The organism is Aliikangiella aequoris, assembly GCF_053709105.1.
In genome coordinates this window covers 1,237,082-1,263,098 of the sequence record NZ_CM132298.1, presented here as the reverse complement: position 1 = coordinate 1,263,098, position 26,017 = coordinate 1,237,082, and the positions used below count along the sequence as shown (strand labels likewise).

The following is a 26,017-nucleotide window of genomic DNA, read 5'->3' as shown; positions in this document are numbered from 1 at the left end:
TCTACAAACTTAATCTCAAAATTTGCATTCACAACAAATTAAAGGAATCAGCGGTTAAAAAGCCTCTATCAGCGGTATTATGCAGAATTTAATTGTGGTTTTCTGTGCGTAGAATCACGAAAACTCATCTAGCTATTAGTTATACTCAGTATTGGTCAATGGTTCAGCGGCCTTAGCAAGACAAAGCCAAAGTCGTTAATGTAAATTACACTTTAGCCGATATTACCGCTAACAAGAAAGAAACCTTTAGCGTAAGAGTGAAGCGTTAAATAGAGCATGAATGATATACACAGAAGCTTAAGCCGCTAATGTACTAAGTTCGCACCTATAAACACATTCACTTCCGCAAAAATAGTTACTTTTTTAATCTCGCAGTATGAAGTCTCGCATTCTAGGCTGATACAAACTTTCAGGTTGTCACCATGAACAATATAAAAACTTTTAAATCTTGGCATACACTAATCAGTAGCGTCTTACTTGTTGGTCTATTTAGCTTTAGCACTCACTCTAATGCAGGCCCAAGAGAACAAGCCAAAAGAATCCATGATCGGCTAGCTGGCATTCCTCCTAGCGAGAGTGTTTTAAACGATATGCAAGCCGCCATCGAAAACAATGATGCTATTGGTGCCGCCTACACCGCAATGCAAAATGACGCTTTTTACAGTGTCACCTTAAAAAACTGGGTCACCCCTTGGACTAATGAACCACAAACCGTATTTGCCCCTTTAAACGACTATACTGCAACGGTTATTGGCATGATTCGTGACGACGAAGATATTCGCTCTATGCTCTATGGTGACATTTTATATGTTGGCCAGTCTGGCAATGGCTTACCTAATTACTCTAATACCTCAAATGCACATTATGAAGAAATGGAAATGCGCGCTTTGCCGCTCAGCCAAGTTTTACAAAAGACCACACAGTCTAGTGTCACTGGCCTCCCTCAAGAAGCAACAGCCGGAGTATTAACAACACGGGCTGCTGCAAAAGCGTTTTTAATCGACGGTACCAACAGGGCTTTGTTTCGGTTCACGCTTATGAATCAATTATGCACCGATTTAGAACCACTAAAAGATATTGAAAGAGCCGCAGACAGAATTCGCCAGGACGTGTCGCGAAGCCCAGGCGGAGACAGTCGCATATTTATGAACTCCTGTTATGGCTGTCACGCAGGAATGGATCCTATGGTGCAGTCATTAGCTTATTATGATTTTGATTATGACACTGCTAATGACCCTGACGGCGAAAATGGCCAAATAGTGTATAACGATGTAGGTACGAGCGATCCGGTTACTGGTACTCGTGTTGTTTCTAAGTATTTCAATAATAACCAAAACTTTCCTTCTGGTTATGTCACCCAAGACGATAGCTGGATTAATTACTGGCGAAAAGGCCCAAATCAATTAGTCAATTGGGATACTGCGTTGCCCGGTGAAGGCAACGGGGCAAAATCAATGGGACAAGAGCTTGCGCACAGTCAAAAATTTGCTCGCTGCCAAGTTGAAAAAGTCTTTAAAAATGTTTGTTTAAGAAAACCTGGTAATGCCAGCGACAGAAATCAAGTTAACGCCATGATTGACTCGCTCGTCGCAAACGGTTTTGCCCTAAAACAAACTTTTGCTGAATCTGCAATTTATTGCATGGGAGAATAAAAATGACTCAAACTAGCCACTTCTCTCATTTAAAAAACAAATATAAAAATGCTATTTTTGGAATGACGGGTAGCTTAATTTTAGCGGCGTGTTCTGGTGGAGGTCCTGCAGTAGAAGAAAACCCAGTAGACACTTCACCTCCGGCTTCTAGTTATTCTGGGCCTGCACCCGCCACCGAAGATGTTCAAGCTTTTAAGTTAAACGTTTGGGATAACTTGTCGCCTACTAACCGCTGTGGCGAGTGTCATGGAAAAGGACAGGCACCCGAGTTTGTCGACTTAACTGACGTAAATCTTGCTTATGCTGCCGCCAATACAATTGTAAACCTAGAGCGCCCGAGCGAATCTAGAATGGTCACCAAGGTTGCGGGTGGACACAACTGTTGGCTAACGAGTGATGCTGCTTGTGCTGATACCATTACCAATTACATCGCTGCGTGGGCTGGTGAAACTGCAGGCGGGAGTACTACCATCGAGTTAACCCCTCCTCCGCTTAGAGATCCGGGTAGTAGCAAAACCTTCCCAGACTCACCAGACTTATTTGCAACCACTGTTTATCCATTATTAGGCACTTATTGTTCAAGCTGTCATAACGAAAACTCTGCCAATCCAATCTCGCCATTTTTTGCAAATGATGACGTAGACAGCGCCTATGCCGCAGCCAAAGCTAGAATTAATTTAGATGCACCTGCGAGCTCTCGATTTGTCGTTCGCTTAGGTAGCGAATTTCATAACTGTTGGTCAGATTGCACAAGTAACTCGGCCGAAATGGAAGCCGCAATTGCTGATTTTGCGAATCAAATACCTTTGACTCAAGTAGATGAAAACTTATTAATTAGTAAATCACTCTTTCTCACCGACGGCATTGTGGCCAGTGGCGGTGGTCGACATGACACTAACGTAATTGCTTTATGGAACTTTAAAACTGGCACTGGCACTACTGCGTTTGATACCAGCGGTGTTGAGCCAGCAATTAATTTAACGCTCAGCGGAAGCTACAACTGGGTTGGCGGCTGGGGCATTCAAATTGTTGATGGAAAAGCCCAAGGCTCTACTAGTAATTCGAAAAAGCTCCATGACATGATTAAATCAACTGGTGAATACTCAATCGAAGCATGGGTTGCTCCCGCCAATGTAACTCAAGAAGGACCAGCAGGTATTGTTAGTTATTCTGCAGGCACAACCGAGCGTAATTTTACTCTCGGTCAAACTTTGTATAATTATGAATTTTTAAACCGCTCTAGCGAAACCGATCAAAACGGTGACGAGTCGCTGTCTACGCCAAATGCAGATGAAGTATTACAAACCGCATTACAGCATGTTGTCGCGACCTTTTCACCGAGTGAAGGAAGAAAAATATTTGTGAATGGTCAGCTCGTTGCGCAAGAACAAGTGGAAACCGGTGGTACATTAAACGACTGGAACGACACTTACGCGGTTGTCATGGGTAATGAAGTTTCGGGGGATCGATTGTGGCAAGGAACTCTGCGCATGGTCGCTATTCATAATAGAGCCTTAAACCAAGAACAAATTGTCCAAAACTTTGATGTAGGTGTTGGCGAAAAATTTTACATGCTTTTCAGTATCAGTCATTTAATTGACTTGCCAGACTCATACATAGTGTACGAAGTGAGCCAGTGGGATAGTTATGGCTATCTGTTTGATAAGCCCTATTTTATTAATTTAAATAATCAAACCATACCAGACAACATTGATATTGAAAAAATCCGCATCGCAGTGAATGGTCGTGAAATTAAAAATGGACAAGCATACAAAAACCTCGCAATTAATTTAAATGCAAGTAGTTACGATACAACTTCTGGTCAAGTTATTTCGCCTTTAGGCACTATCATAGCGCTAGAAAAAGGCCCTACAGCAGATGAGTTTTTCTTAACTTTTGAAAAAATTGCTACACAAGAAAATCCTTTTGTAGAGCCTCCTCCGCCAACGCCTGCGGTACCCGCAGACCTACCAGCGAGACCAGAAATAGGTATTAGAGACTTTTTTGAAATTCATGCCAGTATGTCTAAAGCGACCGGTATTAGTATGGCACAAGCAGATGTTGCGCAAACTTACGAGCAAGTTAAACAGCAACTTCCAACGCTAACAGATATTGACTTTTTCACTTCTGCGCAGCAAATGGGTGTTACCCAACTAGCGATAGAATATTGCAATACTTTAGTCGAAGACGAAACCTTAAGAGATAATTACTTTAGCTCGTTTGACTTTAGTCAGCCAGCCAATACTGCTTTTGATTCAGAAAGCAAACGAGATTCGATTTACGACCCTATTATTAGCAATGTTGTTGGTAATGGGTTAGCGTCTCAACCTAGTATTGCTGATATAAAAGCGGAACTAACCGACTTAACAACTAAACTCACTGCCTGTGGTAGTGGATGCGCAGCAGACAGAACGAATACTGTTGTTAAAGCCGTTTGTGCAGCTACCTTAGGTAGCGCAGTTATGTTAGTCCAATAACCGGAGTAAGACGATGAAAAAATATACCAAAGAACAACTGCTAAACGCTCCGTTATTACATAACTCTCATAAGCGCCCAACAACGCGCCGTGACTTTATAGCGCAAGGTTTTACTGCAGGCACAGCCAGTATTATGGCCCCTTCTGTTCTAGGACTTTTTGCAAATCCTGGCACTGCACATGCAACTTTATCTCCGGACATTGAAGCATTAAAAAGCGCTTGTGGCATCGCGGTTCAAGGCGCAGGAAAGATCCCTTTTATTTGCTTTGACCTAGCTGGCGGTGCCAATATAGCAGGATCAAACGTGCTCATTGGAGGACGAGGTGGTCAACTGGATTTTCTATCAGCCGCGGGCTATAGCCGCCAAGGCTTGCCGGGAGACATGACGCCAGCAATCATGAATCCTCAAACGGGCCTGTCAGACTTTATCAATCAAGACTACGGTTTGGCATTTCATTCAGATAGCGCTTTTTTGCGCGGTATAATGGACAAATCAACCGCTGCGACTGCGGCAAATACTAACGGAGCGGTGATTCCAGCTCGCTCCGATAACGACACGGGCAACAACCCTCACAACCCTATGTATGGCATTAATAAGGTCGGTGCAGATGGCTCCTTATTAACGCTAATTGGTTCTCGAAATAGTGACTCAGGGGGCAATTCTATGGCTCCCGCATCAATGATTGATTTAGCCTTGCGCCCCACGAAAATTGATCGACCCAGTGATGTTACCGGACTGGTTGACGTTGGTGACTTGGTTGGCCTTTTAAGTCAAGAAGATGCCGTTTCAGTAATGGAATCAATTTATCGTGTGTCAGACAAAAAGATGGACCAAGTTAACACTCAAATCAGCAGTGACGAAGTGATTAAAGAAATGGTTCGTTGCGGTTACGTGAAAAGTGCTGATCTCGCGGATAGATTCGGCGACCCTAGTACCTTAGACCCTGCGCTTGATCCTGACATTGTTGGCGACAATGGTATTTTCAGCCAAGCAGAGTTTGACAGTGACGGCGAGTTTAGAAAAACAGCCTCTGTAATGAAAATGGTCATCAATGGCTTTGCAGGAGCCGGTACGATTACTATGGGAGGTTTTGACTATCACGGGCAAGGCCGCTCAACTGGCGAAGTAAGAGACTTTAGAGCTGGTCGATGTATGGGGGCATGTTTAGAATACGCAGCTAAAGTTGGCGTACCATTAATGATGTATGTTTTTAGTGATGGTTCAGTGAGTAGTAACGGCGTGGTAGATAATACTGCTGAAGGCCGTGGCAAATTTATGTGGCAGAGTGATAACTCATCCACCGCCGGCTCGTTTTTTATGGTGTATAACCCTAATGGACGCGCAGAATTAATTGGAGGCACCCCAGAAGAGCAAGCAATTCATCAACAAATTGGTTATATGCGCTCCGACGGCTCTACCGAAACCGCCTCGTCACCGGCGGCAAATAACCCTAACTTGTTAGTGGAGACTGTCATTCTTAACTATATGGCGCTACATGGGGAACAAAATAATTTTGCTAACCTTTTCCCTAACCACGGCTTAGGCAACGCTTCTCTAATGGACAGTTTAACCGCTTTCGATAGTATCGTGAATGGCACTATTGGCAGCTGAACTGGGGAAATATAGACAACAACGAGCTAACCGAGAGATCACTCTATCAATTGGCAAGCTAATTCTTTACCGCCGCAGCTTTTACTGCGGCGTTTTAACGTTATCCTCTACAATTAACAATTTGGGTAGCAATGTTAGATTATAGACAAACTTTAGATAAGGCGAGCACTCTAGTCCGCCGCTTAGAACTAGCTGCCGCCGCAGACTTACTCTTAGATTTACTATCTGAAAATCCAACCGACTTCGAGTTAATTGAGCGAGTGTTTAAGTTAACTAAGAATAACCCACAAACTGCAGGATTTTACCGGCTTTGCGTTTTCTTATTTAGTTACTACCAGTCGCTACCCCAAAAGCATGACTTAACCATAGAAGCCTATAAAATACTTAAAGAACAGCAACCCATAGAGGCGCCCCACGCGTTTTTGGCAGAACTTCCAGACAGTGCATTTTTTAATTTATTTAAACACCTTGCGCGCTCTTACCTAACTCAAGATGCCAAAATTGCGCTTCAACTAATGAAACAAAAGTACCCCGAGAAACAGCAAACGCCAGAAGCGATTTGGTTTTACTGCGAATTTTTAATTCAATCACAAAATTACATTGAGGCTCGTGATCAATTAAAATATTTAATTAATTTTTATGCTGAAAATTCAATTTCCAGCCACGCCATTAAAGCACTGAAAATCACCCAACAAAAAATAAAAGTCTAACCGCTTCTATCTAATCACTACTAGGGGATCATGGCTAACTGCAAACAACTTTTAAATAATTATCAGCTTGTTCGATTTTGGCTTGATCGACTGATCGCTTTACAATTAACCTCAATAACGATTTAGCTTGATCTAAATCATCTAAATACTCTGCAAGCACCTTAGCTTTTATAAAAGTTAACTCTTCCCAGCCTTTTGCTAACGGGCTTGTTTTTAAATATCGGTCAACAAGCTTCAAAAGTAATCCAAAGTGCTGATGGCATTGTAACTCAGGTAACAAAGCGAGCAATAAATCGGCTGGCAAATTGAGATGGTATTCTCGCGACTCTAATTTAACTAAAAAACTGGCTCCTCGCTGTAGCTGTTGATTAGAAACCAAATAATGAAAGTAGTCTAAAGCCATATTATGGAAGTGATTTTGCCCGCGAACAGCCAATAACAGAATAAGTTTTTCTTTCACTCTGCGGCTGAAAGTTTGCTCTTGATCAAACAATATTAATTTAGTTTGGGCTTCCTCTAAACGTCCTTCATGTAGGAAAATATCAACTTCATTTAAACACTGCACCACCGGATCTTGAGCAAGGTTGATCAAACTGCGTTTATCAACCCCAAAATTGAGTTCTTTATGATACAAATAAACTAAATATCCCGCGCACGCAGAAAAACTATACAGTAAATAAAAAACACTAAACCACCCGGCAGTCTCCATTACCAATGATTGTTGCCTACTAAGCTGCTGATAGGCGATCACTCCCATTGCGGCCAACAGCATCAATAAAAACAGATAATTAGCTTTAAAGGTTTTAATAATAAAACCTATTTTAATCGGGTTAACCATGGCGACACTAGACTTTTCCATCATTAAAATAATAAGTCCAGCGGGAATAGAAAATAATAAAAGCGCGATTAATACGAACGCAAAAGTTGGTAGACTTTGCATTAGCTGATATACCACATATAAGGTAAAAGCACTCATCAACGCAAATTGAATAGACTGATTTTTATTCTTAGAACTTAACAGCGATGACAAAGACTGTTTGAGTCTTTCACCAGCAGCAATTCGTTCCATTATTTCGAATGCCAACTCAATAACTGGCACTGAGAATATTGCAAGAAAGACTAATCCTAAGGCGGACTTAGGTAAAATTGAAAAAGTGATAGCGAAAACAAAAACAAATAAAACAACTGGTCGCTTGACACTTACTGCCAGTAACCCTAAAAGATTTTGGAATAAACTCGGCAGCGACTTGCTCACGCTTAAGCTCTGTAAAGATTTAGTGCATAACATGCACTGCGGTATAAGCTGTTCGGGCTTTAACACCACACACTGTTTACAATAATTAACTTTACAGTGGTCACAACGCCAAGTCGCAACTTCCAAATTATGATATTTACAACGACTTGTCATTCTTTTAACCCTAAGCTTGCTCGCACCATCAATAACTTATTGATTCATCACGCGGTTGGCTGGCATGCTAATTTGCTTCATAAAGTAAGATTTAAACTCTTCACTAAATGGCTGTTTTTCAACCGCTTGCTGCATACAAAGCAACCAAGCATCTCTTTCACTTTCACCAATCGCTAAGTGCGCGTGTACTTTGGGAATACTAATTGGGCCATATTTCTCTTGAAATAGGCGAGGCCCACCTAACCAGCCGCACAAAAACCGAAATAACTTATCGCGTGAAACTTCTAAGTCAGCAGGATGCATTTCTAGAATAGCCTTAGCTCGCTTAATGCTTTGCATATTGTCATAAAAATCATCAACTAGTTGACGTACCCCCTGCTCGCCACCGGCAGCTTGAAATGAGGCGTCTAATTGACCAAATCGTAAAATCTCGTGCATTTAATTCTCGCTTGTTTCATTTATTTGCAGCAACTAAAGAACAAACCTGACTCAGATAAATTATGTTGCCATTATGCAGTTTTTTGCAGTTTTTAGAAACCAAAACTTAGCCCTAAAATATTTAGGTTTATTTGCTTCTTTTAAACAGCAATCACAAACGCTGAAAAAAGGCCAAAACTTTAAACTCCCTGTTATGGTTTTAGCGATAGATAGTCTTGTAATATTGAGGCGAGATTGATAATTAATTAACTTTAGATTGAGAAAAGCTTTAGGATAAAGATTTATTTAGGTGCTAATGACAATGGAAATACTTAACCGGTTTTGCCAATCAAGGCAAACTGAAACACTTACTTAAAAGTGTCATAATTCAACACCCTTTATCTTTCCCAAAAAATACTAAGCAGAAAAAGCAGCTCATAGATTTTGAAAATTGAATAGCAAAAGTCACTAAATTTTAAATTGTTTTTTTATAAACGAGTCCAGGGTTGCAGCGAACCATCTCAAGCTTTTGACTATCACGAGTAAGGGACTCTGAAGCACCTAAAAATAAATAACCACCAGGCTTTAAGTTATTTATTAACCCATTAATGACTTTGGTTTTATTCTGATTGGAAAAATAAATCAGTACATTGCGACAAAATATAATATCAAACTTGCCTAAACTATAAGGAGCGTTTAAGAGGTTGAGTGGTTGGAATTTTATTTTGCTACGCAACCTTTCATTAACCTGCCACTCATCGGGGTTTAGCTGCTTAAAATACCGACTTAATTTATCTTTAGGTAACCCGCGATTTAACTCTAAGGACTGATAAACACCTGTTTTAGCTTTATTAAGCACTCGCTCAGATAGATCCGTTGCAATAATTTCACTAGAAGTTAATGCTGCAGCTTCTTCTAACTGCATAGCTACCGAGTATGGCTCTTGGCCGGTAGAACAAGCAGCACACCATATTCTTAACCCTTGGCTATTGCGCCTTATTTCTGGAACTAACGTTTTTTTTAAGTATTCAAATGGGTAGCTGTCTCTAAACCAGAGAGTTTCGTTGGTTGTCATTTTATCGACAACTTGCTTTAACAGTTGATTACCGGATAGCAGCGTTACTTTGTCTAGCAACTCGCCCATTGAAGTGAGTCCGTTCTCTTGTATAAAGCTACTTAGCCGGCTAATAACAAGGTATTGTTTGTTGTCACCTAGCAAAATACCACTTTGCTTTTCAAGTACAACCTTAAAACGCTCGTAATCGGAATTTGAAATTTCCATTCATTAATTCTTTTATTTAATCTTCAAGATCCATACGTTTTTGTACGGCATTAGCGAGCTCATCAGGATTAAACTTTGGAATAAAATCATTTGCTCCGACTTTTTGCACCATGGCTTCGTTAAATACACCGCTTAACGAGGTATGTAACATGACCCACATACCTTTTAATTTTTCATTATTACGAATTTCTGCCGTTAGGGTATAACCATCCATTTCCGGCATTTCAATATCGGAAATTAACATTAAGACTTCGTTCTCTACTGGAGAGCCATCTTCTACTATGCTTTCTAAGAACTCAAATGCCTCACGGCCATCTTTACATAGCTTAGTTTTAAACCCAAGCTGCTCCACGGTGCGTTTTATTTGCCCTCTAGCCACAGAAGAGTCATCTGCGATAAGCACAACTTTATCTAATGGTGCTTTACCCGCATGCTGCTCTACTAACTCTTGGCTCACTACAGCATCGTTTGGCGTTATTTCTGCAAGAATTTTCTCAACGTCGATAATTTCAACCAGCTCGCCATCTATATCTGTTACCGCAGTTAAGTAACTAGACTTACCTGATCCTTTGGGCGGTGGATGAATGTCACTCCAATTCATGTTAACGATTCTTTCTACCGCTTTTACCAAGAACCCTTGAACTTTGCGGTTATACTCTGCAATCACTACAAAGCATTCCCGCACATCTCCGAGTGATGGTCCGCCAACAGCTAAACTTAAATCAATAACCGATATTGTTGCACCACGAATATGAGCCACTCCCCTCACTACGGGGTTACGATGCGGTAACTCAGTCAGCTCGGGACACTGCAGAACTTCTCTAACTTTAAATACATTGATTCCATATACTTGGCGGCCCTTTAACTTAAATAGCAATAACTCAAGTCGATTTTGCCCAACCATTTGGGTTCTTTGATTGACAGAATCAAGAATACTAGACATTGCACGTCTTCCTTTTAAACATTTTAATTTCTAAACGGCACGATATTTGCTGTTAGTTAACTTAAGTTAGCTTAAAAGGTCGCTTCAAAACCAATCGTTTAACCAACTTGGAGATAAAAAGTGAGCTTATAATCTACTAACTGTAAGCCGTGATAATTAACCTAAGTATAGACAAATTTAGAAAAACCACAGGAAAATCATGAAATTAATTAGATTTTTTAAAAATGACTTCAGTTTTAACAAAAAACTGCTAAGGTTAATTAAGTCATTGTTTTTATTGGCTATTAGTATTACAAGCGTCAATGCAGCGCAAACCGGTGTAGCCAGTAATGTCCACTCAGTGGAAAAAATACGCCAAGCGGCAAAAAAATTCCTTGAGGAAAAGCAACAAGCTGCCGATAACCCCAATATAGTTATTAAAATTGGGCATATTGATAACCGATTACGGCTAACGCAATGCGACAGCCAACTTGAAATGTTTTTACCACAGGCAATTAGAAGCAGTGGAAAAACAACGGTTGGGGTTAAATGTGATGCGCCAGTTAGCTGGAAAATTTATGTGGCTGCAGAAATTAATTGGTTTCAACAAGCTTGGGTACTTAATCGGAATGTTGCGCGCGATACTTTGTTATCAAAAAATGATGTAAGTCAGCGCAAAATTAAAATGACAGCGGGCAGAAGGATCCCTTTGTTAGATGTTAATCAAATAATCAACTCTACCACCAAAAATAACATGCGTAGAGGTGCAGTAGTTTTTCAAGACAGTGTTTGTTTTGTATGTAGAGGAGACAAGGTGACTGTAACAGCAAAAAGCCAGTTTTTAAATGTCGACGTAGAAGGTGTTGCATTAAGTGACGCCATGCTTGGTGAGTCCGTACAGGTTAGAAACTCTAGCTCTAAAAAGATTTTTGCAGCACAAGTAACTTCTAAAAGCCAACTCAGTGTTAACTTAACAGGAATCAACTAGATTATGGTTATGGATATTAAAAGTCTCGTTCCGGGTCAAGTAAAAGCTGATTTTAACCGTTCAGAGAAAGCACGCAAGAAATCTCAGTCTGGCGGTAGTACCGCAGCAGATGAAGCAGATGACTCTGTTAGCTTAACTGGAAAAGCCTCACAAATAGGACAATTAATTCAACAAATGAAAGCCGCACCTGTAGTAGACCAAAGTCGAGTGGAACCACTTAAAGATAAGCTCGACAAAAAGCAATATGAAATTGAATATCAAAGAGTCGCTAACAAAATGCTCGACTTTGAAAGCAACTTTCAAGGCTACTAAGCACTTCAATTTAGCCGATTATACAAAGTTAATCGCCAAGGAATAGTCAAATGAAAAACCGACAATTAGCTAAAACCCTTATCAACGTTTGGAAGCAAGACTACCAAACATTGTATGACTGCCTAAACCAAGAACAACGAGCGTTAGAAAAGCGAGATTTTGACGGCCTTTCTTGCAGCGTAAAAGAAAAGGACGAAATGGTCGCAAAAATTAACAGTCATCAAGTTCCGCCGATGCTGTCTGACTCAGGCACGCAAATTTTATCTCAAGGTCAATTTGCAGAATTTTGTCTTAGCTGTAATGAGCTAAGTGGATACTGGAAAGAGTTAATGGGACTGGTAAAAAAATGCTGCCTGAAAAATGAAGTTAATGCTAGATTAATCGAATTAATTAATGTTTCTAGTCAAAGAACATTTAACTTAATTAAAGGCTTCGATCCAGACAACAACATATATAATGCTAAAGGTAACAGAACCACCGTTCGTTATCATAATGATTCTGTTTCTGCTTAACAGTTAAAAACGACTAAGAAGAAGTGGCCAGTTAAACCTTTTCAATTGCTTAAAAAAAGTTCCTGCTATTTACTGCAAATGACTTTAACTTAGCTTTAATCGCCTAGCGGCCACCCGCCTAGTTTTTTCCAGCGATTAACTATATAACAAAATAATTCAGCGGTTCGTTCAGTATCATATAAAGCTGAATGGGCCTGGTCATTATCAAACGGAATTTTCGCCACAGCGCACGACTTAGCTAAAACCGTTTGCCCTAAAGCTAACCCAGCTAATGTCGCTGTATCGAAAGTTGTAAATGGATGAAAAGGGTTACGCTTTGCTTTAATTCGGTTAGCTGCCGCCATTAAGAAGCCCATATCAAAACCAGGGTTATGGCCCACCAAAACACACCGCTGACATTCATTTTCTTTTTGCTCGGCTTTTAATTCAGTAAAGATTTCACTTAAAGCCAGCTTTTCAGACACTGCGTTTCTTAAAGGATTAAAAGGATCAATGCCGTTAAAGTCGATTGATGCTTGTTCAATGTTTGCGCCTTTAAATGGTTCAACATGAAAGTGCCATTTATTGGCCGGTTTTAAAAAGCCTAAATCATCAAATTTTAGTGAAACTGCCGCAATTTCTAAAAGTGCATCGGTCGCGCAGTTAAAGCCCGCAGTCTCAATATCGACAACTACGGGATAAAAGCCCCTAAATCGGCGGCTCATCATGCTCATGTTTAGGCCTTAGGTAAGTTGACTTACCAATATTGTTATAATTAATTCGAAGATCTTGATTCTACCACTAGATTAGAAACATGACCATAAACAGCACCAAAGCCTGATTATTTGCTCTAGCGCTTAGGTTTCAACCTAGACTTTAATGGCCTTAGCTAAAAATTAGCCAAGCGACCTAAATTTAATTTAAGTCGACATTTTTACAGCCGATAAAGCGTTATAAAGTTATTTATACTCAATAAAACAGGATGCAACCATGAAGGAAAAGGCTTTTACAACTAAAAATATCTTTCTCTTTTCTGCTGCCTTTGTATACCTATTCACAAGTTTTATGGTTTCAGCCAATATAAAATACTTTGAGGCTGACATGCAGAACTCAAGCTGGGACTTTGAAGGCAACCCATTAGAATGTCACCTCTCACACGACATTCCTTTATTTGGGCAAGCAGCATTTAGACAAAGCGCTGGTCAGAAATCGCAACTAGACTTTTTACTAAGCTACAAACGCCACCCCTTAAAGGGCGAAAAAACCGCACAAGTGGTATCGATTGCTCCTTCGTGGCAACCGCTACGATCTAGCAAGCCATTGGGCGAAATTAAACTCAACGATGGCCGCTATGTTATATCAAGCCAATCAATTGCCAGTTGGCAGTTACTTTACGAGCTAGAAGCAGGCAGATTTCCTACATTTAGTTACCAAGATATCCCCAAAGCAGACGAGCGCGTTTCTGTCGCCCTGTCATCTGTGAGGTTTAGACATGCTTATGAAGATTTTTTAGACTGCGTAAGCTCATTAGTTAAATACGACCTAAACCAAATAAGTCGAATGACTTTGTATTTCGATTTTGACAAACACTCGATTCGGCCAAACTACCAAGCAAAGCTAGATGCTTTAGCCGCGTACGTTAAATATGATCCTTCCGTTGAAGTCGTTTTTATTGACGGACACACCGACAGCAAAGGTTCGCGCAGCTATAATGAAAAGCTCGCTAAAAAAAGAATTCAGTCGGTTAAAAAAGTCTTACAGTTAGACGGCGTGCCAGATGATAAATTTAAAACCAGTAACTATGGCGAAAAAAAACCCGCGGCAACTAACCGAAACGCTAAGGGGCGAGCTCAAAACCGTCGCGTTTACATTAAAATTGCGCAAACTTAATTTGCTGCAATTAAACCCGTTTTAGATCTTCACATTGCGATTGAGGACGTGGCATTTGAATATTGTTAGCCAGCTTTAATTTTTTTAACAGCAAAATAAACCACCAAGCAGGATCGACTTGACCTTTTTCTAATCCAATTTTAGCCGACTCTGGAAAAGCGTGATGGTTGTTATGCCAGCACTCTCCATAGGTGAGCAAGCCTAACCCAGAAATATTTGAGGCTTGTACGCCGGCACCTAACACCCGCCAGCTACCAGGCCCAGGATTATGGCAAAAATAAGTAATTGTCCAGTGCCCTACTATACTAACCGCAATGCGCAAGAAAACGCCCCAAACAACAAAAGACCAACCACCCCAATAGAAAAGTATTGCGATTACCGGCAGTTGATGCCAACGCCATGTTTTTTCCAAAAAAACGATAAAACGGTCGTTTGCAAATTCGGGCTCGATAATAACTTGAGGTGCTTCTTTAAATCGAAACTTGGCCGTAAGCTGCCACCAAATATCTTGCAGATAATTTTTTCTATGCGAGAAAAACTCGGGACAGCTTGATTTTCTTTGCGCCCAGTCTCTTATATCGTGAATTCTAATAATCCCGAAAGGTCCACTCATACCAACTAACACGCCAATATAAATTAATACCCATCGCACCGGTTTAGGGCACTCAAACGTGCGGTGAATCATCATTCTATGCATACCCACACTGTGACCAACCAATAGTGAACTATAAGTTGAAATAATAAATAGAAAAAACGCACTCCAAGTAAATGTAAAAGGGGCGCAAATGACAGCAACTAGAATAATACTCACATTCCAAAGCAGTTTTGCAGGATCATAAACCACCTCTCCGTCAATGTCCGACAAGCCACTAGCGTTAATCCTTTTCACTGATTCCATCATACAACTTAGTCCCATTGATAAACCGAAATTTGCAGCGTTACAACTCACAATCGGCAAAAAAAAAGCGGAAATAAATTCCGCTTTTTTGCCGTAATTAATCAGCTATTAACTTTCTTTACCTGCAAGGAATAACCAAGTTTCCAGAACGGAGTCTGGATTCAGCGAAACGCTATCTATCCCCTGCTCCATTAACCAACGCGCTAAGTCTGGGTGATCAGACGGGCCTTGACCACAAATTCCAACATATTTATTAGCTTTACGGCATGCTTGAATCGCCATACTTAAAAGCTTTTTAATTGCAGGGTTTCGTTCATCAAATAGATGCGAAATGATGCCGCTATCTCTATCTAGCCCTAAAGTTAATTGTGTTAAGTCATTGGAGCCAATTGAAAAACCATCGAAGTATTCTAAAAACTCTTCTGCTAAAAGCGCATTAGAAGGCAGCTCACACATCATAATAACGCGCAGCCCGTTTTCGCCCCGTTTTAGACCATATTTGGCTAATAAATCAATAACTTGAGAAGCTTCTTCTAGGGTACGAACAAATGGGATCATAATTTCTACATTGCTTAACCCCATAGTTTCACGAACTTGCTTAATAGCCTCACACTCTAAGGCAAAACAGTCTTCAAATTCGTTTGAAATATACCGCGAAGCTCCACGGAAACCTAACATTGGGTTTTCTTCTTCTGGCTCGTATAAATGCCCACCAATAAGGTTCGCGTATTCATTAGACTTAAAGTCTGACATTCTCACTATGACTTTTTCAGGTGAAAATGCCGCCGCTAGTGTAGAAATACCTTCTACTAACTTATCAACATAAAAACTTCGCGGCGAATCATAACCTGCCATATTTTCTTCTATGGTCATTTTTAGATCTTCGTCTTCTAGACTATCAAAATCTAATAAAGCACGCGGATGAACCCCAATCATTCGATTAATAATAAACTCCAATCGGGCTAGACCAATTCCAAAATGCGGTAAACGAGCAAAATCAAAAGCGCGATCTGGATTACCAACGTTCATCATTATTTTAAATGGCAGCTCAGGCATATCATCAATTTGACTATGATTAACATTAAAGTCTAAAAGCCCCTGATAAATATTACCTGTATCACCCTCGGCACAAGAAACAGTAACTTCTTGGCCTGCTTTTATTTTACTGGTGGCGTCACCACAACCAACAACCGCCGGTATACCGAGTTCACGCGCGATAATTGCCGCGTGACAAGTTCTACCACCACGATTAGTCACAATAGCTGACGCACGCTTCATAATAGGTTCCCAATCTGGGTCGGTCATATCGGTTACTAAAACATCGCCATCTTGAACTTGCGACATTTCAGACAAATCCGAAATTACTTTAGCCGGACCTTTACCAATTTTTTGGCCGATTGCGCGACCAGTCACTACAACTTCAGATGTTTGGTCTAAAACGTAACGTTCTATCACTCTGCCATCATCGCGGCTACGCACCGTTTCTGGGCGAGCTTGTACAATATAAAGTTTTCCGTCAGCACCATCTTTTGCCCACTCAATATCCATTGGACGTTGATAGTGCTTCTCAATAATCATCGCTTGCTTAGCTAACTCTTCTACTTCGTCCTGAGTAATACAAAATTGGTGTCTTAAACTCGGATCTACTTCGATTGTTTCAACAGACTTTCCATGGCCGGTATCTTCTGTGTAAACCATTTTAATTGCTTTACCGCCCAAAGTTTTTCTAACCACAGCGGGCTTACCAGCATTTAAAGTCGGCTTATGAACATAAAATTCATCTGGATTTACAGCACCTTGAACCACGGTTTCACCTAAACCATAAGCACCGGTGATAAATACCACGTCAGAAAAGCCCGACTCGGTATCTATAGTAAACATTACACCGCTAGAGGCGATGTCACTACGCACCATTTTTTGGACACCAGCGCTCAATGCAACGTCGGCATGGGCAAAGCCCTGATGTACTCGATAAGAAATCGCTCTATCATTAAATAGAGAAGCAAACACTTCTTTCAATGCTAATTTAACATTTTCCCAACCACGAACGTTTAAGAAGGTTTCTTGCTGACCGGCAAACGAAGCATCAGGTAAGTCTTCGGCTGTGGCAGATGAGCGGACAGCCACAGCAAACTCTTCGTTAGAGTCACCTTTTAGCTCAATATAAGCTTTTTCTATGGCTTCTTCTAATGCAGGCTGAAATGGCGTTTCGATAACCCACTGACGAATTTTAGCGCCAACTTTAGCCAAAGTATCGACATCTTCAACATCCAAAACATCAAGTTCAGCTTGAATTTTGTCATGCAGACCACTTTGCGCCATAAAATCCCTAAACGCGTCGGCAGTTGTTGCAAAGCCGTTTGGTACACTAACCCCCATATTGCTAAGATTGCTGATCATTTCACCTAGCGAGGCGTTCTTTCCGCCAACTCGCTCAACGTCGTTCATCCCTAATCCGTTATACCAAAGTACGTAGTCTTGCACAGCTTATCTCTCCTAAAGTGGTGAATTTATTCATTAAAAATGCGACAACCTTGCCGATTTTTCGTTCGCGTGGTTAAATTCATTCAAATCAAAGTATGGGTATTTTACTGCAAGGGCGCGAAAATATGAAACGGAAGGTGTTTTTTATATCAGATAGAACCGGAATAACGGCCGAAATGTTCGGTCAATCGCTACTTTCTCAGTTTGAAGGGGTCGAATTTGACGAAACTACCCTGCCGTTTATCGATTCAATCAAAAAAGCCAACGAGGCTTGCGAGCTAATTAAAGCGGCTGGAGAAGAAGCAGAATTGCGGCCGATAGTGTTCGACACCATAGTTACCCCAGAAATTCGCAAGGTTATTCAGTCTAGCGGCGCCCTTGTTTTAGACTTTTTCCACACCTTTATTGGGCCTTTAGAAACAGAGTTAGGCGAAACTTCAGGCTTTAGAGTGGGTAAAACTCACTCATTAGCTAATGGTAAAGCCTATGACTCTCGAATTGAGTCAGTTAACTTTGCGTTAAATAACGACGATGGCATCACTACTCGCCACTACGACCAAGCCGATGTTATATTGGTCGGCGTTTCACGCTGTGGTAAGACTCCCACATCCCTTTATATGGCAATGCAGTTTGGCATAAAAGCGGCAAACTACCCCTTCACTGAAGATGATATGGAAAAGCTGACATTACCGCCTACGCTTAAGAAATATAAACAAAAGATATTTGGACTGACTATCAATCCAAGTCGACTTCACGAAATAAGAACCGAACGTAAAGCTAACTCTCGTTATGCTTCGTTAAACCAGTGTAAATACGAAGTACGAGAGGTAGAAGCCTTGTATCGGCGAGAAAAAATACCTAGTTTAAACACTACGCGGCGGTCAGTAGAAGAATTAGCCACCAAAATACTGGCGACTACGGGAATTAAGCGTAAAGTATTTTAGCCATTTAGATTTAGAGAATTGACTGAGTTGCTGGTGGCTAACGGCCTCCCCTGCCTTCAGGGAGACGTAAGCTGGCTGTAAACACTTAATGAAACGCCAAGGTTAAAGGCTTAGAACAATGAATACCGAAATTTATATGCGCAACTGAAAGCGTGAACTCTTATCACGCGCTATTTTAACTGGACTCTTGGTTTCGGCTCATTTTTACAACTTCTATCACAGAGGTTGTTGAAATTGAGGGCGTTCTCGGTAAGTAAACGACTTTGCAAATATCTGAAAACTCGTCAAACTTACCTTCCCAATCATCGCCCATCACTAAAATATCAGCCTTGTGCTCAATGATATAATCGCGCTTTTTCTCCAGCGACTCCTCTAGAAAAACCTGATCAACCCCTTTAAAAGCAGAAACTAAAAACATCCTTTCGTGCTGAGAATAAACTGGATTACGGCCTTTTTTAGCAAAGTTTAAGGCGTCTGACGAAACTCCAACAATGAGCTTATCACCTAGCTCTTTGGCTCTATTAAGTATTTTGACATGGCCAATATGAGGCATGTCAAATGTTCCAAAGGTAATCACATTCATCGCTTGAGCAAACTCCACAATCCTAAACGGCATTATAGCCGCAATCATAAGGTATTTTAGTTAGAGCGAATTATACACACTTAAAAAAAACTCGCATCTTTCGAGTATTTTGAGATTGATTTGTATTTTTGTAATCTATTTACTTGAACAAAATGCTTTTTGAAGGCAGCATGACAATCCTTTCAGTAAAGCCAAAGCTCAACAAGCTTAGCACCACTATGTTGCTAATTAAGAAGCACAAAAACTTAGACTCAGAAATGTAGAAGGAACTCAAATATGCAAAATACCTTTCATATGAAAATATGGCTAACCCTATTAACTTTAGCGTTTAGCTTTAATCTAGTGGCAGCCGATTTATTTAGCCAGCTCCCCAACTCTAAACTAGAAAAAAAACAGCTAAGGCACTTTGACCATTATCAGATTATTACTGATAGACAAAATAATCAGTTCAAAACATTAAAAGTCATGGGCAAAGTAGAAAGATATCATTATACATCGTCTAAAACTGATTCAGCGGTTAGTATTTATAATAACTATTTAAATAGTATTAAAAGTGCCGCTGGAGAGATACTGTTTCAATGTGCAGAGCAAGCTGAATGTGGCAAGTTGAAGCGTTTACAAAATAAAGTAAAACCGCTGTCTAGCGTTGGTCATTTATCACCTTATTTAGTGACAGCAAAAATAAATAAGGACAAAACAACGATTTATACATCGGTACTTATTTTCTCAACCGGCAAGTTCAGCCGGGTTCAAGTTGATATTATAACCAAAACGCCACCCCCCTTAGATTTAGTAAAACTGAACCCAGATTTTTTAGACAAAGCGACCGAAGAATTAAAAATATCAAAGCTATCTCTAAAAGATAAAAAAGGATCTAAAGATCATCCGCTACTGACTCGCTTGCCCAAAAGTGTTATCACCAAATACCAAGCACAAGGTTTCCTAGAAAATCACCTTGTTTCGGAAATTACCAAAGGCAGCTACAAAAAAACGCAAGTCAGTGGTAAAACAACCCGCATAGGTTATCAGCTACCGAGAGAATATTCAGAAGCGGAAGTAGTCAAAAACTATCAGAACGCTCTCACCAAGGCCGGGTTTACTCAAATAACTGCCTGTGAAGGAAATCAATGCGGTAGTCACAAAAAATTTGCTCACGCTATCAATTCGCTTGTGGACATTGGCTCAAATAATAGCCAGAAATATTTGCTCGCAAAACTAGAGCGTGCGCAAGGCAACATATGGGCGAGTATCTATGTCATTGGATACACTGGTGGCCTGTGGGCAAACGTTCACTTAGTCGAAGAAAGCGCCTTAAACAATGAAAGAATTAGTATTGACCTAGAAGCGCTAACAAATGGAATTGAGCAACACGGACACATAGCGTTAGATGGGTTGTTGTTTAAATACGACAGTGACGACTTGCTAAAAGAGTCAGATCCAGTATTAAAACAAGTCGCTCAGTATGTTAAAAGCCAGCCCGACAAACTTTTTTATGTGATAGGCCACACTGACGATAAGGGCGCGCAAGCATATAACTATAACCTCGCTAACAAGCGAGCAAGCCGCGTTGTAGACTTGCTAGTCAAGCAGTATAAAGTGAATAAAAAACAGCTCACAAGTGGTAGCGCCGGAGAACTAGTACCTGCAGCCAATAATCTGACTGAAACTGGCCGAGAGCAAAATCGCAGAGTTGAACTGGTTTTACGCTCTGATAATTTATAGCCCGATAGAAAAACTTTAATGAAAGCACACTAGTCGCAACAAAGGCCATTATTTGCAACTAGTGTGTTTAAATGAGTGAATGCGAGAAAGCCAGGCTGGTAACAGCTGCAATACTGGTTAAGGCAAATCTCTGCTATGAGTAATGAGCAAACAAACGGCTTATCTAGGCTTTACCAATTTTCTCCAATTTTAATCAGGTTATAACTGACTGCTGCGACTAACCCGATTTAATACCCTTGTAATCCTCCCAAATACGCAATCGCCCCCCGCCAGTTAGCACGATGCACTCGTGTTGTTTTACCCTGTACAATTTATACATAATTTAGCCAACCCCAAGCAATAAAGGTTTCCGTTCGCCTGCTTTTAACTTTTAATCAAGTTAAAACTTAGCAAGCTCTAACCAGGTAAAATAACCTCCAACAAGCAACACCAGTAGCGTTATAGCCAGTAACGTTCTATGAATTACAGTTACATATAAAGCCTCCTTGCGCTTAAGATAAACCGAATATTGATTGGATAACAACACAAACGCCAACTGCGAAATCGATGCAGTTAATGCAGTGATTTGATACTCACGCCCATCAAGCAGTCTAAACTTAATAGCATGAAAGTTACTCATACCCGCAGCTCCGGTGCCACTATCCAAATTTAAAGAACGGTACTTATACCATTCAAGGGTAATATCTTGAATGCTACTACGGGGGATCTCTAATTCTTTTTGCTTTTGATTAATGATAAAGGGCAGGCTTATACGACTGGTGTTTACTTGTATATTAGCAGCACCTTTTGCCTTTACTAGCTTACGGACAAGTGCAACACGGAATATAATCAGAAAGCCAACGGCGAGCAGCCAAAGCGCCAAGTTAAATGCAAATTCGAGTTCATTTGACCGAACGTTTGAAGATATCCAGTAATTGATGTAACCAACCCCCGCAATAAAAATGAGAAAGCAACTCTCGATTAGCAGCGGAAGGCGAGCGAAAAAATAAAATATCTTTACTTGCGAAGTGTTGTGCTGATCGACTTTTGGTATTAAAGGAGATTTTTTGGCAATTTGTAACAACTGCGTTTGATCGAGTTTTTCATTTAATTGATTCGATTTATTCAACTTTAGATCCTATCTTTTCTTTCTTTTCTTTCTTTTCTTTCTTTTCTTTCTTTTCTTTCTTTTCTTTCTTTTCTTTCTTTATAAATGCTTTAAATTCTAAACTTAAAAGCCCCGATGAAAAGCCGCAACCTACGCGCCTAATACATTTTTAAGGTGCTTGAATATAAGGTAATCCTGTAAATTTTGAAAGCTCTAAGGCGAGCTTCTCCATCTCCTGTTTACTACCACGACAAATCGCAACGTCGTTTCCAGCAACCAATGATAAGTGATAATGCTGGTATTCTTTGTTTATCAATTCGACTAGTGAAAATCCTTTTAATGCGAAAAATGGGATCCGTTGAGTGTTCAAAGAACACAAAGTGCTTCGGTGTGCGCAGTGCCACTGATTTAGCGTCCTGTGGCACACGTAGCATGCTTTTCACTCTGCTGGGTAACTGTTGAATATCCATGCTAATTAGTTGCGGCTCATTGAGTTAATGAAATAAACAAGCTAGTTTTGATATGTCGTTAAACCAAGCTTAAAACAATCATAATACTTAGTCGCTATTTAACGATAAAATAGCTAAAAGCTTAGGCTACAAGAGTCACTATTTCTATGAACAGTGCCAATAGACTACCAACATTCTAATTTAAAAAGGCGTACCAACAAGACGCCATTGGTCATTAATGAGTCCAAATTTACACGATGGATATCGCATTCCTCCATTTCCATCTTTGCCCAAAAACCTAACAGTCGCTAACTTAACAACGCCTATAGCTTTAAACTTTTCACTTACTTTGGAGCTGATATTCATCTTCTTATATTCAACACTGAACCCTTTCTTCTTGACCATCATTTTATGATGTTTCTTTTCTAAACTACCTTTAGCCAGCGCAGGGCTAAAAACGCCTTCGACTGGCTCAGGATAAAGGTGTTTAATTTTGGAGTCATCGTTACTTTTAATTGCATCAAAGACATCACTACAAGACTCAACAAACCATTTTTCATCTTTTGCATTCGCATTTACGCTCGCAGTTATAAGAGCAAGTACTATTAGTAAGTTTTTCATACATTTCCACTTTTTGGCTAATTAAATAATATTTGAGATACTAACTACTTTATTAATCTGTCGTTATTCTTTTAATACTTTCTCCTCGAACAATTTCGCAATTCTCTGACGAGCAGAAGTAGTAAGTAAATCTGGCGCATCAACACTAAATCACGGAGTGGTTTGAAAACTAATCGTTACATTCAGACAATTCCTCTTTAGTAGCGCCAGTTTCCGAAAGCAGGTCACTTTCAAAACATAGGGCTAAATCTTTTTCTTTTGACATGTCATTTGCTATTAGCGGAACATACTTTGGATAGCACTTCATGAAAGCCTTTTTATAGGCTTGTATAAATTGTTCTTGATTAACACCATAACACTTAAGCATTTCATGTGGTGGAGGAGATTGCTTTAGTTCTAACACAGCAGCTTCAAGCTGCGACTCCCAATCATTAGCTAGCGAAGATTGATTAAAGCCAACAACGATTGTAGCGAGTACGACTAAAGAATATTGTTTAATAGATTTCACATTCATAACCCTCATAATGATTCCTTTTAATTTTACGGTTATTCCTTTTTGATGTCATTTTTCTATAACGTCTATCGGATAATCATAATAAATCAGCAGATAGAAAAAACTCTTTAACGGAAATGCAAAGCCAGAAAATTCGTACTTTTGATTCTTTCTAAGATTTAAAACAATCTTGAACACCCTATTTTCTCTATCATTGGTGTAGAGCGTTTCATGCCAATAGACTTTAATCAATTCAACATCGCCCTTTTTTACCGACAGAACTTGATTTTGACCAATAATAACGGGCGGTATCTCTAACCGATTTCTTGAAACTACAAGAGGTACTTTGAACACTTCGCCATAATGTATTCTAATCAATGCTTTGCGCGCAATAATATATATATTCCCAGAGAGATGACCACAGAAATTGGTATTAGAATGGAGTAAGTTATTTTATCAGATTCGAGCAGAGCCACTGCTAAGAGTACCTCCAACAAAACAATAGAAAGTAATCCTAGTTCTTTCAACAGTGGCAAAGTCAGAAACAGCGGGTAAGTTTTCAATTCCACTGCTTCAGATCGTTCCAGTAGCTTTTTAAGCCGTTTTTGAGTATATCGATCAAACCACTTTTTATGAGTTAACAATTCTTTCAAAATTTCAGCCTAACTTAGCTTCTTTATCCCTAAAAACGACTACTAAAACCAGCTCATTGCTCATGCACTTTTTTTAAGGTGCAAACCTTAAATAGAAGTGTTCACCAGTTTTATTGAATTTACAATAAGTAGTGCTGCTACTATTATTTCCTTTAATCCGTACATATACCTTCCAAGCAGTTTCAACTCCAAACTCAGACTCTTCTCGAGAATGAGGCTTAACCTCTTTTATCCCTTTAAAAGTAATATCTTTAGGCGCATTCGGATAGTACTTGCGAAATTTCTTATTTTTCTTTAGGTGCACTTCTTGAAAGTGTTTTTCAGTTCGAACTTTAACTCACTTTGGCTCATGAAGCTCTAGAAACTTCTCCGGACTTTATTCTAAATAAGAACTAAATTACAGGTGCTTTAAGCCTAAGCGTAAATTACTGCTGATTATGCTTAGGCTTAAAGAACATCAATAGAGTAGCTAACTAATGCGCACACATTTTGACTTAGCCTTATTCAGCCAGTTTTGCACAAACTGCGCTTCATCTATAGTGAATCTTTTACCAATTCTGAGCGAAGACTGAGCGAAAATAAGCTGCAAGTCGCTACCTAGAATAACACAGCCTTTCACTTGCTCGAGAGGAATTTCCCTAGAAAACCAACCTCTTATTGATAAACGAAGTACTTCGCTAGTGGCAGTTAAGCTTGTTTTAAGATAAGCATATGATGCCAGCCAAATAGTAAAAACAGTGCAACAAAGTAAACTAAACATTATCGTTTTGGAGGTGAAAGGCTCATTTAAAATCACATAGATTAGCAGTAACAAACCAAAATAAAGCATTCCAAAGCAAACGCCTAAAACCAAACCAATAAAACTAGTAAATGGAACGCTATAAATTTCTAAGCGGTTTGGCTCTTCGATAAACTTTGTTTTAGAGCATTTATTAAGCTTAACGTCTTGACTGGAAAAAACATCCTCTAGACTTTCGACTGGCCCACCAACTCCCTTTTCAAAAAATTGGAGTATCGCCGTTTTCTTGTGTATAAATTCAAACAATACTATAACATCGGTAACCGAAATAAGTCGAAAGGAGCGCTCACCGCCAGAATACTCGAACTTTACTGTATAGTAAGTTTTTCTTTCAGCTTCTGACAGAAGCTTAATATATCGAAGATCTACTGCGCCCCCATAAACTATTTTTTGAACTTGTGAAAACGAGAGCTTCTGTTCTCTATAAGGAATTCCAAACCATTTAGTGTAGTAAGTTAGACTTTCATTAACTAAATTTAATGTAAAAATCGATCGTTTAAAAACTGCCAAAATAAAAAATGGCGATATCAAAAAAACTAATTCAAAATCACTTATATTATCTATTGAATATGAATGAGCAGCAAGTCCAATAAAAACGACTAATGAAATCAACCAGATAAATAAACCGCCGCCCTGTTCAAAAACTATTTCGTGAGGGCTTTCTTTTTTAAGAGTGTACATAATTCTAAGGTAGGCGACCTAAGTACCACGCACCATTTTCATTTTTTTTGAAATAGCATGATGAGGTCAACCTGAACTTCATTGCATTTGTTTTAAAGCCGTATTCTACCTCTGCGATTTTGACACCTTTATGAACAAAACGCTCTATTGGTTTAAACTCTAGGATAGTGAATTTTTTGTCTTTATTACCAAACCTTTTCAGGTGTTTTTTATGAAAGCTCTTTATCACCTTCTCTTCTTTCTTCTTCATTATTGGCGGAACTAATTTCATATAATAATCTGGGTCATCTTTGCTAAACGATGTGTTTAAATAGTCTTTACAAACCTGCAAAAGATTCTTGTCACTGCCATCTATGACACCTTTATACCAATCATTATCTGCCGAAGCATAAGCTGTAAAAACACAAAAACCTAACACCACAAAGCTCACGTAAAATTTCAC

At 39.7% G+C, this 26,017-nt stretch carries 24 protein-coding genes; 10 read left to right on the top strand and 14 right to left on the bottom strand.

Translation table 11 applies throughout. The features are described 5' to 3' along the window. Nucleotides 1-422 precede the first annotated feature (422 nt). The 4 genes from ACUR5C_RS05575 (at nucleotide 423) to ACUR5C_RS05560 (ending at nucleotide 6,451) form a co-directional block, all read left to right on the top strand. On the top strand, nucleotides 423-1,652 hold the full coding sequence (locus ACUR5C_RS05575; RefSeq protein ID WP_454467370.1) for a hypothetical protein: 1,230 nt from the start codon (nucleotides 423-425) through the stop codon (nucleotides 1,650-1,652). Between the two features lie 2 nt (nucleotides 1,653-1,654). Then, the gene (locus ACUR5C_RS05570) at nucleotides 1,655-4,129 is read left to right on the top strand and encodes a LamG domain-containing protein (RefSeq protein ID WP_454467369.1); all 2,475 of its coding nucleotides are present in this window, start codon (nucleotides 1,655-1,657) and stop codon (nucleotides 4,127-4,129) included. Nucleotides 4,130-4,142: 13 nt separating this feature from the next. Beyond that, the gene (locus ACUR5C_RS05565; protein WP_454467368.1) at nucleotides 4,143-5,741 is read left to right on the top strand and encodes a hypothetical protein; all 1,599 of its coding nucleotides are present in this window, start codon (nucleotides 4,143-4,145) and stop codon (nucleotides 5,739-5,741) included. Between the two features lie 131 nt (nucleotides 5,742-5,872). Beyond that, nucleotides 5,873-6,451 (top strand): hypothetical protein, encoded by a 579-nt coding sequence (locus tag ACUR5C_RS05560; protein WP_454467367.1) that lies wholly within the window; start codon nucleotides 5,873-5,875, stop codon nucleotides 6,449-6,451. Nucleotides 6,452-6,485: 34 nt separating this feature from the next. On the opposite strand, the gene ACUR5C_RS05555 is transcribed toward ACUR5C_RS05560, so the two are convergent. The 4 genes from ACUR5C_RS05555 to ACUR5C_RS05540 all read right to left on the bottom strand — a co-directional run bounded on the left by ACUR5C_RS05555 (nucleotide 6,486) and on the right by ACUR5C_RS05540 (nucleotide 10,501). Next, a complete protein-coding gene (locus ACUR5C_RS05555) occupies nucleotides 6,486-7,859 on the bottom strand; it encodes a B-box zinc finger protein (RefSeq protein ID WP_454467366.1) in 1,374 nt (457 codons plus the stop codon). A 36-nt stretch (nucleotides 7,860-7,895) separates the two neighbouring features. Then, complete coding sequence (locus ACUR5C_RS05550; protein WP_454467365.1) at nucleotides 7,896-8,297, bottom strand: group II truncated hemoglobin; 402 nt, start codon at nucleotides 8,295-8,297, stop codon at nucleotides 7,896-7,898. Nucleotides 8,298-8,751: 454 nt separating this feature from the next. Beyond that, on the bottom strand, nucleotides 8,752-9,558 hold the full coding sequence (locus tag ACUR5C_RS05545; RefSeq protein WP_454467364.1) for a CheR family methyltransferase: 807 nt from the start codon (nucleotides 9,556-9,558) through the stop codon (nucleotides 8,752-8,754). A 16-nt stretch (nucleotides 9,559-9,574) separates the two neighbouring features. Next, nucleotides 9,575-10,501: a chemotaxis protein gene (locus tag ACUR5C_RS05540; RefSeq protein ID WP_454467363.1), complete on the bottom strand. Its 927-nt coding sequence runs from the start codon at nucleotides 10,499-10,501 to the stop codon at nucleotides 9,575-9,577. Between the two features lie 199 nt (nucleotides 10,502-10,700). Between ACUR5C_RS05540 and flgA the strand changes: the two genes are divergently transcribed. Genes flgA through flgN form a run of 3 tightly spaced genes read left to right on the top strand, consistent with a single transcriptional unit; the run spans nucleotide 10,701 to nucleotide 12,292 of the window. Next, nucleotides 10,701-11,468 carry a flagellar basal body P-ring formation chaperone FlgA gene (gene flgA / locus ACUR5C_RS05535; protein ID WP_454467362.1) on the top strand — a complete coding sequence of 256 codons (768 nt, stop codon included), beginning with the start codon at nucleotides 10,701-10,703 and terminating at the stop codon, nucleotides 11,466-11,468. A gap of 9 nt (nucleotides 11,469-11,477) precedes the next feature. Beyond that, nucleotides 11,478-11,780, top strand: a complete 303-nt coding sequence (flgM, locus tag ACUR5C_RS05530) for a flagellar biosynthesis anti-sigma factor FlgM (RefSeq protein ID WP_454467361.1) — start codon at nucleotides 11,478-11,480, stop codon at nucleotides 11,778-11,780. A gap of 50 nt (nucleotides 11,781-11,830) precedes the next feature. Further along, nucleotides 11,831-12,292, top strand: a complete 462-nt coding sequence (flgN, locus tag ACUR5C_RS05525) for a flagellar export chaperone FlgN (protein ID WP_454467360.1) — start codon at nucleotides 11,831-11,833, stop codon at nucleotides 12,290-12,292. A gap of 95 nt (nucleotides 12,293-12,387) precedes the next feature. Here flgN and rnt read toward each other — a convergent pair whose 3' ends face one another. After that, complete coding sequence (rnt, locus tag ACUR5C_RS05520) at nucleotides 12,388-12,996, bottom strand: ribonuclease T (RefSeq protein ID WP_454467866.1); 609 nt, start codon at nucleotides 12,994-12,996, stop codon at nucleotides 12,388-12,390. 265 nt (nucleotides 12,997-13,261) lie between these two features. Between rnt and ACUR5C_RS05515 the strand changes: the two genes are divergently transcribed. Further along, nucleotides 13,262-14,161, top strand: coding sequence for a flagellar protein MotY (locus ACUR5C_RS05515; RefSeq protein ID WP_454467359.1), 900 nt, complete (start codon nucleotides 13,262-13,264; stop codon nucleotides 14,159-14,161). A gap of 10 nt (nucleotides 14,162-14,171) precedes the next feature. On the opposite strand, the gene ACUR5C_RS05510 is transcribed toward ACUR5C_RS05515, so the two are convergent. Further along, entirely contained in the window at nucleotides 14,172-15,062 is an 891-nt protein-coding gene (locus ACUR5C_RS05510; RefSeq protein ID WP_454467358.1) for a fatty acid desaturase, read from the bottom strand. A gap of 105 nt (nucleotides 15,063-15,167) precedes the next feature. Then, nucleotides 15,168-17,543: a phosphoenolpyruvate synthase gene (gene ppsA, locus ACUR5C_RS05505; protein WP_454467357.1), complete on the bottom strand. Its 2,376-nt coding sequence runs from the start codon at nucleotides 17,541-17,543 to the stop codon at nucleotides 15,168-15,170. A 125-nt stretch (nucleotides 17,544-17,668) separates the two neighbouring features. Here ppsA and ppsR point away from each other — a divergent pair, with 125 nt between their 5' ends. Continuing rightward, nucleotides 17,669-18,487 (top strand): posphoenolpyruvate synthetase regulatory kinase/phosphorylase PpsR, encoded by an 819-nt coding sequence (ppsR, locus tag ACUR5C_RS05500; RefSeq protein WP_454467356.1) that lies wholly within the window; start codon nucleotides 17,669-17,671, stop codon nucleotides 18,485-18,487. 175 nt (nucleotides 18,488-18,662) lie between these two features. On the opposite strand, the gene ACUR5C_RS05495 is transcribed toward ppsR, so the two are convergent. Further along, on the bottom strand, nucleotides 18,663-19,103 hold the full coding sequence (locus ACUR5C_RS05495; protein WP_454467355.1) for an FAD synthase family protein: 441 nt from the start codon (nucleotides 19,101-19,103) through the stop codon (nucleotides 18,663-18,665). Between the two features lie 243 nt (nucleotides 19,104-19,346). Here ACUR5C_RS05495 and ACUR5C_RS05490 point away from each other — a divergent pair, with 243 nt between their 5' ends. Continuing rightward, the gene (locus tag ACUR5C_RS05490) at nucleotides 19,347-20,792 is read left to right on the top strand and encodes an OmpA family protein (RefSeq protein ID WP_454467354.1); all 1,446 of its coding nucleotides are present in this window, start codon (nucleotides 19,347-19,349) and stop codon (nucleotides 20,790-20,792) included. Between the two features lie 379 nt (nucleotides 20,793-21,171). On the opposite strand, the gene ACUR5C_RS05485 is transcribed toward ACUR5C_RS05490, so the two are convergent. From ACUR5C_RS05485 to ACUR5C_RS05460, 6 genes are all read right to left on the bottom strand, one after another. Further along, entirely contained in the window at nucleotides 21,172-21,900 is a 729-nt protein-coding gene (locus tag ACUR5C_RS05485) for a hypothetical protein (protein WP_454467353.1), read from the bottom strand. Nucleotides 21,901-22,048: 148 nt separating this feature from the next. After that, nucleotides 22,049-22,195 carry a hypothetical protein gene (locus ACUR5C_RS05480; protein ID WP_454467352.1) on the bottom strand — a complete coding sequence of 49 codons (147 nt, stop codon included), beginning with the start codon at nucleotides 22,193-22,195 and terminating at the stop codon, nucleotides 22,049-22,051. A 334-nt stretch (nucleotides 22,196-22,529) separates the two neighbouring features. Beyond that, nucleotides 22,530-22,949 (bottom strand): hypothetical protein, encoded by a 420-nt coding sequence (locus ACUR5C_RS05475; RefSeq protein WP_454467351.1) that lies wholly within the window; start codon nucleotides 22,947-22,949, stop codon nucleotides 22,530-22,532. Nucleotides 22,950-23,118: 169 nt separating this feature from the next. Further along, the gene (locus ACUR5C_RS05470) at nucleotides 23,119-23,457 is read right to left on the bottom strand and encodes a hypothetical protein (protein WP_454467350.1); all 339 of its coding nucleotides are present in this window, start codon (nucleotides 23,455-23,457) and stop codon (nucleotides 23,119-23,121) included. Nucleotides 23,458-24,564: 1,107 nt separating this feature from the next. Then, entirely contained in the window at nucleotides 24,565-25,575 is a 1,011-nt protein-coding gene (locus ACUR5C_RS05465) for a hypothetical protein (RefSeq protein WP_454467349.1), read from the bottom strand. A 4-nt stretch (nucleotides 25,576-25,579) separates the two neighbouring features. After that, nucleotides 25,580-26,017 carry a hypothetical protein gene (locus ACUR5C_RS05460; RefSeq protein WP_454467348.1) on the bottom strand — a complete coding sequence of 146 codons (438 nt, stop codon included), beginning with the start codon at nucleotides 26,015-26,017 and terminating at the stop codon, nucleotides 25,580-25,582.

Excerpts from the sequence above, each read along its gene's own strand:
- flgA (WP_454467362.1), top strand. The coding sequence starts at position 10,701 with ATGAAATTAATTAGATTTTTTAAAAATGACTTCAGTTTTAACAAAAAA.
- ppsR (WP_454467356.1), top strand. The coding sequence starts at position 17,669 with ATGAAACGGAAGGTGTTTTTTATATCAGATAGAACCGGAATAACGGCC.
- ACUR5C_RS05490 (WP_454467354.1), top strand. The coding sequence starts at position 19,347 with ATGCAAAATACCTTTCATATGAAAATATGGCTAACCCTATTAACTTTA.
- ACUR5C_RS05565 (WP_454467368.1), top strand. The coding sequence starts at position 4,143 with ATGAAAAAATATACCAAAGAACAACTGCTAAACGCTCCGTTATTACAT.
- flgM (WP_454467361.1), top strand. The coding sequence starts at position 11,478 with ATGGATATTAAAAGTCTCGTTCCGGGTCAAGTAAAAGCTGATTTTAAC.
- ACUR5C_RS05575 (WP_454467370.1), top strand. The coding sequence starts at position 423 with ATGAACAATATAAAAACTTTTAAATCTTGGCATACACTAATCAGTAGC.
- ACUR5C_RS05540 (WP_454467363.1), bottom strand. The coding sequence starts at position 10,501 with ATGTCTAGTATTCTTGATTCTGTCAATCAAAGAACCCAAATGGTTGGG.
- ACUR5C_RS05515 (WP_454467359.1), top strand. The coding sequence starts at position 13,262 with ATGAAGGAAAAGGCTTTTACAACTAAAAATATCTTTCTCTTTTCTGCT.
- ACUR5C_RS05545 (WP_454467364.1), bottom strand. The coding sequence starts at position 9,558 with ATGGAAATTTCAAATTCCGATTACGAGCGTTTTAAGGTTGTACTTGAA.
- ACUR5C_RS05495 (WP_454467355.1), bottom strand. The coding sequence starts at position 19,103 with ATGCCGTTTAGGATTGTGGAGTTTGCTCAAGCGATGAATGTGATTACC.
- ACUR5C_RS05475 (WP_454467351.1), bottom strand. The coding sequence starts at position 22,949 with ATGAAAAACTTACTAATAGTACTTGCTCTTATAACTGCGAGCGTAAAT.
- ACUR5C_RS05555 (WP_454467366.1), bottom strand. The coding sequence starts at position 7,859 with ATGACAAGTCGTTGTAAATATCATAATTTGGAAGTTGCGACTTGGCGT.
- flgN (WP_454467360.1), top strand. The coding sequence starts at position 11,831 with ATGAAAAACCGACAATTAGCTAAAACCCTTATCAACGTTTGGAAGCAA.
- ACUR5C_RS05465 (WP_454467349.1), bottom strand. The coding sequence starts at position 25,575 with ATGTACACTCTTAAAAAAGAAAGCCCTCACGAAATAGTTTTTGAACAG.
- ACUR5C_RS05510 (WP_454467358.1), bottom strand. The coding sequence starts at position 15,062 with ATGATGGAATCAGTGAAAAGGATTAACGCTAGTGGCTTGTCGGACATT.
- rnt (WP_454467866.1), bottom strand. The coding sequence starts at position 12,996 with ATGAGCCGCCGATTTAGGGGCTTTTATCCCGTAGTTGTCGATATTGAG.
- ACUR5C_RS05550 (WP_454467365.1), bottom strand. The coding sequence starts at position 8,297 with ATGCACGAGATTTTACGATTTGGTCAATTAGACGCCTCATTTCAAGCT.
- ACUR5C_RS05560 (WP_454467367.1), top strand. The coding sequence starts at position 5,873 with ATGTTAGATTATAGACAAACTTTAGATAAGGCGAGCACTCTAGTCCGC.
- ACUR5C_RS05570 (WP_454467369.1), top strand. The coding sequence starts at position 1,655 with ATGACTCAAACTAGCCACTTCTCTCATTTAAAAAACAAATATAAAAAT.